Origin of the sequence: uncultured Algibacter sp. (assembly GCF_963976535.1) — a bacterium.
GTDB lineage: Bacteria > Bacteroidota > Bacteroidia > Flavobacteriales > Flavobacteriaceae > Algibacter_B.
Genome location: NZ_CAXBLF010000025.1, coordinates 38,914 through 46,468, shown reverse-complemented (window position 1 = coordinate 46,468; position 7,555 = coordinate 38,914). Strand labels below are relative to the sequence as shown.

The window sequence follows — 7,555 nt, the reverse complement described above, 5'->3', positions numbered from 1 at the left end:
ATTCCTCTACATTACGCGAAAAACTTCATTCCGAGAAAAGCGGTTCACTAAACCATCTTGAACACAATCGCAGAAAAAGCGACAGCGTTCGCTAAGCAAAAAGATTACCACAACCTATTTCTTCACAAAGTTTAAAATTCTGTCCGAGACGAACTGCATAACCGTTCGCTTACTCACTTTTATAAGTTCTTACTCGTTCACAATTTTAGTGTCAGTTACCGAAAAGGTAACGGCGATGGCGCTATGGGAAGTAAGTGAATGAATTTGAATTGAGGTCTAATCTGTATCATTTTGCCACAAATAAAAGCGTTAACATTAAGATAATATAGTATTTCATGTCAAATGAAAAGGAAAACGCTTAAGATATAATAAGTATGTGTTATTAAACGGAAATATATATCAAATTACATCAAATAGAACCATTTAAAATGAATATGAAAATTAGTTTATTTAAATGATTGTCAGGTGTTTGTAAATTATTAACTTCACTTTATTACTAAAAAACTATGGTAATGAAAGTAGCTAATTAGGCTTTTCAGCTTTGGTTGAAAAGTATTAAGATCCTGAAATGAAATGAAGGAATCGTATAGCAAGAGGGTAACACGCTTCGCGATGTTACGTTTATACGATTTTTGCTATAAACATAGCGTTTATAGGGTTTAGCATAGTTTTTAGGTTTTTCGAGATTTTGTTATAAACGCTACTTTTTACTAAAAACACTTTGTAACCACCGTAAACAGGTAATTTTTTTACTAAAAACTATGGATAAAGGATTTGAAAACGAAGAATTTGAAACGCTAAAGATTAAGAAGTCTGTGGCTAATGACTTTAGAAAATTTAGTAAAATGTTGTCGAAATCCCAATCGATGACACTACTTTTAATGATGAACTTTTTCAATGAAAACGGTATTTCCCCGGTAGAGTCAATAGGACCAAATATGGAAACATTAGAAAAGCGACTTTCATTACTCATTAAGAAACGGATGAACGGAATGATTGCCATAATGAAAGACATTGAAAAAAACCAGACCAAACCGACGGTGGCAATGATGCAATCTCTTTTTGAACAAGCAGAACCACCCAAGGAAAAATTGATTTTAGAAAAAAAGTATTTTGAGGAAAAGAAAGAAGTTAAATATACAGCAAAGAAATTCATTGATAAGTATGACTAATGGAAAGAGTAAACTATATTATTCAGCTAAACGCAATTTTTGAACGCTTCAATAAGGATGCTCGAATTAGACAAGGTCATATAACATTGTATCTGGCATTTTTTCAAAAATGGAATCGAGAATTTTTCAAAAAGACCATAACCATCAACAGAGAATTGATTATGGAAAAAGCAAAATTTAAATCAAAAACGACTTATCACAATTATCTGAATGATCTTAATAACTGGGGCTATTTAAAATATTTTCCATCATACCACCCAGCTAGAGGTTCTAAAATTAAGATGGTCATTTTTTGTGGCCAACCAGTCCAAAATTTGGACAACTGCGTCCCAGAACTAGGCCAAAATTTGGTATCTTCTTATAAACATAAAACAAAAGAAAACTTAAATAAACTGGCAAGGCCAAAAAATGAATTAGAAGTTTTTGAATTTTTTAAGAAGAATAGTTGGCCTGAAAAAGAAGGGCGAAAATTTTATGCATATTATGAAACAAAAAATTGGAAGCTTAGTAGAGGCCTAAACATTCAAAACTGGAAAGAGAGCGCTAAAAATTTTGTTGAGAAAGGTTTTATAATAAAAGAGGAATACACCAGTCCATTTTCTGGCTATGTGGATAACTTGAAGAATAATAACGTTAAAGATTATGATATTCCATTATAATTAGATATCAAAAGTTTATTACGCTGTCTAAAGCATCATCAGCATCTTTATGCATAAAGTTAGCTTGATAGTTGATAGTGGTGGTAATTGAGGAATGACGATATAGCTTTTGAAGCATCTTAATAGGGATTTTATCCTCAGAGATATTACCAAAGCTATGGCGGGCAATGTGCATGGTAACTTTCTTATTAATTTCAGCCTTTTCCGCAACCCTTGCTAAATACTTATTTAACATTGTTGTTGCAGCGTTAACTTTTCTAAAGACATCCTTTGATTCTCTAAGATTAACCATTTTCATCTCTGGAAAAATAAAATCATTATCGTCCAGTTTATTAATCGAGTATTGTTCTAAAATAGGAAAAGCTTTTTCAGGTATCTTTAATGATAATAATTTTGAGTTTTTATTCATACGATAGTTAAGTCTATTGTCGGAAATATCAGACCACCTAATTTTGAGTACATCAGCAACACGTATGCCAGCAAAATAGAAACTAAAAAGCCAAATATTTCTTGCATGTATTTCGTTTTCAGTTAAACTTTTGACACTTTCTAAAGCAATAAGCTCTTCCTTATTTAACCCAATTTTTTGACTTTCTGGAAATTTAATTTGAATTCTATCTGACCCGAAAGGGTATAATTTTCTATCGACAATTCCTAACTTGATGGCTCTATTATATATAGTTCTTATTACAACAAGGTTGTTGACTATAGATCTTTCAGATAAACCAATCTTCGTTCTTAAATGTGTTTTAAAATTTCTGAGGAATTGTTCATCAATTTCTTGAAAGGAAAGTTGATTTGATTTTGAAAAATTTAATACATGATTTACTCTTACCTTATCTGCATAATACCGAGCCAATTTTTTATTAGCCTCAAGTTCATCTAAAAAAGCTTTTGAAATTTCAGAAAAGCTTGAGGATTTTGAATTTTTATATAGTTTCTCCTTAATCCTAATTGATGATAAGTCTTGTTTTTCAGCCTGCAAATCCATGAGCATCTTACTAGCTTCAGATAATTTTTTCACCAACAGATTATTAAGATTTACTGCATTTGGATGTGATTTTCTAACACGGATATTTTTCTCATCCCAATATTCTAATTCTATATAATGACCTATGTAATGATAGTTGGAACGTCTGTTTTTCGAAATTCTAATCGCTAAAGGGTATAAACCATTTTTGTTTTGCTTCTTTCGAAGAACAATTTTTGCATTTGAAGACATTTTTTTAATACTTTAGATACTAAAGATAATCATTTTAGGTACAACATAGGTACAACAAATATTGATTTTGCTTGATTTTAAATGATATCATAAAAAATTAAATTACTGTTAATCAATTGAATATGAATTAGTTTGGTGTTATTTGAGTTAAATATGATTGGACTTAAAATCCAATGTCCATTAGGACGTACGGGTTCAAGTCCCGTCTTCAGTACAGATGAAAAGCCGAAACTTTCGTTTCGGCTTTTTTATTTTTAAATTTTACTGAATGTTTGAATTTTGGTACAGTTTAAAAATAAAAAAGTAATTCAAAATTTTGGATTGACTTTTCTCAAGATGTTGATATGGGACTCGACGTAGTCAATTCCCGTCTTCAGTACTAAAGCCTTATTAAATTTTGATAAGGCTTTTTTTATGCTTAAAATTTAAATGTTATGTACAAAAAAACCACCTATAAGGTGGTTTTTATAAATTGTATAAAATCTAAGCTAAATTAGTGACCAGCTTTTAATTTATCTGCTTCTTTTTTCACCGCGTCCGCAGCTTTGTCAACTGTTTCACCTGCAGCGTCAACAGCAGAATCTACAGCATCACCAGCAGCATCAGCAGCATTTTCAACAGCGTCACCAGCGGCATCAACAGCAGAATCTACGGCGTCACCAGCAGAATCTACAGCTTCATCAGCAGCATCTTCAATAGCATCACCTGTATTTTCTAAAGCTTCTTCTATTGAGTCTGCTTTTTTTGTATCTCTACAAGATGTGAAACTTAAGCTTAAAGCTAATAATAAGATTGAACTTAATAATAATTTTTTCATTGGTTTTTGTTTTAGTGTTTATTTTTTTATTGAATGCCAATTTAATGACTTTTTATTAGAACTACGAATTTTGTAAAATTCAGAGCTCAAAATATACTTATATACGCAGATAATCTAGTATTTGGATTACAGCACCTCGATTCTCTTTGATATATTCTACATTCTTAGACCCACATTTTAACCTAAAGTCACTATTGCTAATTAATTTATTTAAAATTGAAGTGAAATCATTTTTTGTAGAAACAGAAAACATGCCCCCATTATCAATCATGGCTTTTGCTTCTGGAAACTTTTCATGATTATTGCCAATTATAATGGGCACACCAAAAACAGCTGCTTCTAAGGTGTTATGCAAACCTGTATGTCCCATAGCACCTCCAATATATGCGATGTCGGCATAGCTGTAAATTTTTGAAAGAATCCCAACAGTATCAATTATAAAGACTTGGCAATCGGATAAATTTTCTCTGTTTTTATCAGAAAATAAAGTAGTTTTTGAATTAATTTTTTCTTGCAAGTTTTTAACACGTTCAGATTTAATATCGTGAGGAGCAATTATAAATTTCACATTTTTTGAGGCTTCAGAATTGATAAAATTGATAAATAAAGATTCACCTTCAGGCCATGTGCTACCTGCAACAACACAAATTTGATTGTTTTTAAATTCTTCAATAAAATTTAATTTATTATCTATGTCTAATTGATTATAAACTCTGTCAAAACGCGTGTCGCCGCTTACTGAAACGGCCTGGTAATTGATAGTTTGAAGGCGTGTTTTAGAAGCTTCATTCTGTGTAAAAATATATTCAAAAGCAAATAAAGCTTCTTTAAAACGGTTTCCGTAAGCCTTGAAATAAATTTGATTTTTTCTAAATACAGCAGAAATTAATATTGCACGTAATTGTCTTCGCTTTAATTCAATTAAAAAATTTGGCCAAATATCATACTTAATAAAAATGGTAAGTTCAGGGTTTACTAGATCTAAAAACCGTTTAGCATTGGTCTTAGTGTCTAAAGGGAGATAGATAACGATATCTGCAATTGGTGTGTTTTTTCGAATTTCATATCCAGAAGGAGAGAGAAAACTAAGAATAATTTTATGATTTTTATAGTGATTTCTGAGTTTTGTAAAAACAGGAAGCCCTTGTTCATATTCACCTAAAGATGCACAATGAAACCAAAGTGTTTTATCATTCTTACTTAAATTGTTTTTTAAAACCTTAAAAGTTGTTTTTCTGCCAACAACACCTTTTTTTAATTTGTCGTTAAACAAAGCTCCAAATTTTAAACCAAAATTTGCAAGATATATTCCTATGTTATAGATAAAACGCAATATTCTTTATTTAAATGCTAAAATACATTTCTTTGAAATAAATTCATTGGTTAGCGTCAATCAATTTTGTAATTTTACCGCCTGTTAATCCGCATAAGATTAGCATTAAATTAGTCCTTATTATAACTTAAAATATTGACTACAATTTTTTTTAGATGAAAAAAATTCAAATGGTTGACCTTAAAGGTCAGTATAGCGATATAAAAGATATCGTTAATCCTTCTATCCAAGAGGTAATTGAAAACACTACATTTATAAACGGCCCTAAGGTTCATGAGTTTCAAAAAAACCTAGAGTCCTATTTAGGGGTGAAACATGTTATTCCATGTGCAAATGGAACGGATGCATTGCAGATAGCTATGATGGGTCTAGGCTTAAAGCCTGGGGATGAAGTTATTACTGCCGATTTCACTTTTGCAGCTACTGTTGAGGTTATTGCTTTATTGCAATTAACACCTGTTTTAGTTGATGTTAATGAAGATGATTTCAACATCAACATGGAAGCTATAAAAAAAGCCATTACACCAAAAACAAAAGCGATTGTACCAGTTCATTTATTTGGGCAATGTGCTAATATGGAAGCTATAATGGAGATTGCGCAAGAGCATGACTTATTTGTAATTGAAGATAATGCACAAGCTATTGGTGCTAATTACACATATAGTAACGGAACTAAAGTGAAAGCTGGAACTATTGGGCATGTTGGTGCTACGTCATTTTTTCCATCCAAAAATTTAGGGTGTTATGGTGATGGTGGAGCTATTTTTACAAATAATGACGATTTAGCACACACAATTAGAGGTATAGTAAATCATGGGATGTACGAGCGATACCATCATGATGTAGTAGGTGTAAACTCGAGGCTTGATAGTATACAGGCTGCAGTATTAGATGCTAAATTACCACGTTTAGATAGTTACAATAAAGCAAGACAAAGTGCCGCAAAAAAATATAGCAAAGCTTTAGAAGGTATTGAAAAAATTACAACGCCTAAAACAGTTAGTAAAAGTTGTGACGGTATTTGTGATTCTTGCGATTGCCATGTATTTCATCAATATACGCTTAGAATAAATGGCATAGATAGAGATGCTTTGGTTAAACACTTAAATGACAACGGAATTCCTTGTGGTGTGTACTACCCTATTGCACTCCACAAGCAAAAGGCATATCAAGATTCCAGGTATAATGAATCTGATTTTGAAGTTACAAATCAACTCGTAAAAGATGTTATTTCGTTGCCCATGCACACCGAATTAGATGACGAACAGATAGAGTTTATTACATCAACAATTATAAAATTTATTAATGGATAAAATATTAGTAACAGGCGGATTGGGCTTTATTGGTTCTCATACAGTTGTAGAGTTACAAAATGAAGATTATGAGGTTGTTATTATTGATGATTTATCAAACTCATCAATAAAAGTACTAGATGGTATTACTGCTATTACCGGTAAAACACCAGTTTTTGAAAAACTAGATTTAAAAGACAAAGAAGGTGTTGAAGCATTTTTCGCTAAACATAATGACGTAAAAGGAGTGATTCATTTTGCAGCTAGTAAGGCAGTGGGAGAAAGTGTAAAAGAGCCTTTACTTTATTATGAAAACAATATTGGTACTTTAGTTTATATTCTTAAAGAATTGAAAAAGTTACCATCTGCGGCATTTATTTTTAGTTCATCTTGTACGGTTTATGGGCAAGCCGAAGAGTTGCCAATTACTGAGAATGCTCCAGTTAAACGAGCTGAATCTCCTTACGGAAACACCAAACAAATAGGTGAAGAAATTATTCAAGATACCTGTAAAGTAGTACCAACGTTAAAAGCTATTGCATTACGTTATTTTAACCCTATTGGTGCACATAAATCTGTTGAAATAGGTGAACTACCTATTGGTGTGCCACAAAATTTAGTGCCATTTATTACGCAAACAGCTATAGGTTTACGTCAAGAATTATCTGTTTTTGGAGACGATTACCCAACACCAGATGGTACTTGTATTAGAGATTACATACATGTGGTAGATTTAGCGAAAGCGCACGTTATTGCATTAGGGCGATTACTTAAAAACAAAAATAAAGCGACCTATGAAACTTTTAACCTTGGTACAGGAAAAGGAAGTTCAGTGTTAGAAGTAGTGAAATCTTTTGAGAAAGTTTCAGGCAAAAAACTAAATTATAAGATTGTTGATAGAAGAGAAGGTGATATTATTTCGGCCTATGCTGATACTAATAAAGCCAATGATGATTTAGGTTGGAAAACAAAGTTGTCTCTTGATGATGCTATGCGTTCTGCTTGGAAGTGGGAGCAGAAAGTTAGAGCTAACGAATAAGTCTCTTTTGAATTTATAACA

At 31.8% G+C, this 7,555-nt stretch carries 7 protein-coding genes and 1 tRNA gene; 5 read left to right on the top strand and 3 right to left on the bottom strand.

The features are described from left to right. Positions 1-761: 761 nt before the first annotated feature. Together AAC024_RS08810 and AAC024_RS08805 are read left to right on the top strand one after the other, a co-directional pair. A complete protein-coding gene (locus AAC024_RS08810) occupies positions 762-1,172 on the top strand; it encodes a BfmA/BtgA family mobilization protein (RefSeq protein WP_339894920.1) in 411 nt (136 codons plus the stop codon). Further along, complete coding sequence (locus AAC024_RS08805; protein WP_339894918.1) at positions 1,172-1,831, top strand: hypothetical protein; 660 nt, start codon at positions 1,172-1,174, stop codon at positions 1,829-1,831. Before AAC024_RS08810 ends, AAC024_RS08805 begins: the two co-directional genes overlap by 1 nt. A gap of 7 nt (positions 1,832-1,838) precedes the next feature. On the opposite strand, the gene AAC024_RS08800 is transcribed toward AAC024_RS08805, so the two are convergent. Further along, complete coding sequence (locus tag AAC024_RS08800; RefSeq protein ID WP_339894917.1) at positions 1,839-3,053, bottom strand: site-specific integrase; 1,215 nt, start codon at positions 3,051-3,053, stop codon at positions 1,839-1,841. Between the two features lie 115 nt (positions 3,054-3,168). Here AAC024_RS08800 and AAC024_RS08795 point away from each other — a divergent pair. Next, positions 3,169-3,267 (top strand) — tRNA-Leu (locus tag AAC024_RS08795). A 279-nt stretch (positions 3,268-3,546) separates the two neighbouring features. Here the strand turns inward: AAC024_RS08795 and AAC024_RS08790 are convergent. Further along, the gene (locus tag AAC024_RS08790) at positions 3,547-3,870 is read right to left on the bottom strand and encodes a hypothetical protein (protein ID WP_339894916.1); all 324 of its coding nucleotides are present in this window, start codon (positions 3,868-3,870) and stop codon (positions 3,547-3,549) included. A 97-nt stretch (positions 3,871-3,967) separates the two neighbouring features. After that, the gene (locus tag AAC024_RS08785; protein ID WP_339894915.1) at positions 3,968-5,143 is read right to left on the bottom strand and encodes a glycosyltransferase N-terminal domain-containing protein; all 1,176 of its coding nucleotides are present in this window, start codon (positions 5,141-5,143) and stop codon (positions 3,968-3,970) included. A gap of 215 nt (positions 5,144-5,358) precedes the next feature. Between AAC024_RS08785 and AAC024_RS08780 the strand changes: the two genes are divergently transcribed. Next, positions 5,359-6,516, top strand: coding sequence for a DegT/DnrJ/EryC1/StrS family aminotransferase (locus tag AAC024_RS08780; RefSeq protein ID WP_339894913.1), 1,158 nt, complete (start codon positions 5,359-5,361; stop codon positions 6,514-6,516). Continuing rightward, complete coding sequence (gene galE, locus AAC024_RS08775; RefSeq protein WP_339894912.1) at positions 6,509-7,534, top strand: UDP-glucose 4-epimerase GalE; 1,026 nt, start codon at positions 6,509-6,511, stop codon at positions 7,532-7,534. The genes AAC024_RS08780 and galE overlap by 8 nt, the downstream gene beginning before the upstream one ends. Positions 7,535-7,555: the final 21 nt, after the last annotated feature.